Annotated in this window: 2 protein-coding genes; both read left to right on the top strand. The window is 41.7% G+C overall.

Going from position 1 to position 1,705, the window contains the following annotated elements; all coding sequences use genetic code 11:
* Window positions 1–413: 413 nt before the first annotated feature.
* Window positions 414–683 (top strand): 30S ribosomal protein S15, encoded by a 270-nt coding sequence (gene rpsO, locus GNE10_RS34335; protein ID WP_099072496.1) that lies wholly within the window; start codon window positions 414–416, stop codon window positions 681–683.
* A gap of 12 nt (window positions 684–695) precedes the next feature.
* Window positions 696–1,166, top strand: coding sequence for a PAM68 family protein (locus GNE10_RS34330; protein WP_185570482.1), 471 nt, complete (start codon window positions 696–698; stop codon window positions 1,164–1,166).
* Window positions 1,167–1,705 lie beyond the last annotated feature (539 nt).

Genomic DNA, 1,705 nt, shown 5'->3' with positions numbered 1-1,705 from the left:
ACTGGCTTTATTGTTCGCTCCCAGCCGGTTGCTGACCCTGATGAAGACGAAAACGAGAATTAACTCTCTGGGGATTCTAATTAACTATGGGATTGAATTAATGAAAAAGATACGTTTTTCGTTAATAACTTTAAATCAGAAGTATATTTAAGCACAAATTGTTTTTTTATACTTAAAACAGACTGCTACATTTTTTGCTCAAGGGATACAGTATAAGTTCTCACAAACTGGTTGTGCTGTTGTTCGCTGTTGACTGTTAACTGCGAACCTTCAACAGTCAACGTTTTAACCGGAATAATTTTTTGGAGTTTCCTTAACGCTATTTTCAAGCTAAATGACTCTACATCACCTTAATGGCTGTGATATTATGGGAGACTGCTGCATACATTTATTGAAAAACTAAAATTTGGATCATGGCTCTGACGCAACTGCGGAAACAAGAAATAATTTCCAACTACCAAGTTCACGAAACCGACACTGGTTCGGCTGATGTCCAAGTTGCCATGTTAACTGAGCGGATCAACCGCCTCACTGAACATCTCCAGGCAAATAAAAAAGACCATTCTTCCCGGCGGGGACTATTGAAGCTAATTGGTCAGCGCAAGCGTCTTCTAGCTTATATCCAAAAAGAAAATCGCGAAAAGTATCTAGCTTTGATTGCTCGTCTCGGTATTCGGGGTTAGAGGCAATGGCTTATGTCTGCTGAAGAATCGGAACGCAATCGCCTGCCTTTTGAACCAAACAAAAAGCCCCAAAAACCTGTAAAAACTCCAACTCAACAAGCAGCGACAGCACAAAAAACCAGCAACCAAGCTGATAGGAAGCCGCCTTACACCAAAGAAGAAATGGCGATTCCGAAAGTAGTCAGCCAGCGAATGGTTCGACGGGTAGCTGTATTTTGTGGTATACCAACAATTTTGGCCATTAGCACCTTGATTGTGAGCTATCTGCTTGCCACCTACGCCAACATCAAACTAGCTCCCATTGCCGTTTTATTGGTCAACATGGGATTATTTGGTTTGGGGGTTTTAGGAATAACTTATGGCGTTCTCTCTGCCTCTTGGGATGAAGAAAGAGTCGGGAGTCTGCTGGGTTTGGGTGAATTCGGCACCAATTGGGGAAGAATGGTGGCAGTTTGGCGAGAAACTCGGCAAAAAAACTCTTAAAGAAGAATTCACAAATCCAGAATTCAGAACAAGAAGTGGGGGATGGGAAATTACCACTCCCTTACCAAAAAAATTGTCAGGGACTTCTAGAAAATAAATTATCCCATTTTCATAGCGGCAGATTCTTTCTCCTCTGCTTCCTCTGCATACACAGTGATGGAATATTTTTTTAGTTGGAAGTCCCAATTATATTATTAATACAGCATATTTCAAGTAAATGAAGTACACCGATAGGGGCGCATAGCTATGCGCCCCTACGATTATCTGTACCTCACCTTGGTGTAGCCTCAATACGGTTCGGATAAGCAGTATGAACTTCCCTTGTGGTCTGGGAAAAGGGTAATATAAGGGGATTTGGATGTATTTGAAACCTTTTCCCTTTTCCCTTTCCCCTTTAACCAAACCGTATTGGGTGTAGCCTCTCCTAGAGAAGCTGCTACATGCTGAAGAAATTAACCCACGACACTAGCAACAAAAACAAAATCATTGGCAGTAAGGCTAGTGGAGGTAATTCCCACTAACAAAGCCAACTCTGTATT

Origin of the sequence: Nostoc sp. 2RC, from assembly GCF_014222165.1 — a bacterium.
GTDB classification, from domain to species: Bacteria; Cyanobacteriota; Cyanobacteriia; order Cyanobacteriales; family Nostocaceae; genus Nostoc; species Nostoc linckia.
This window is presented reverse-complemented; position numbering and strand designations above follow the sequence as displayed.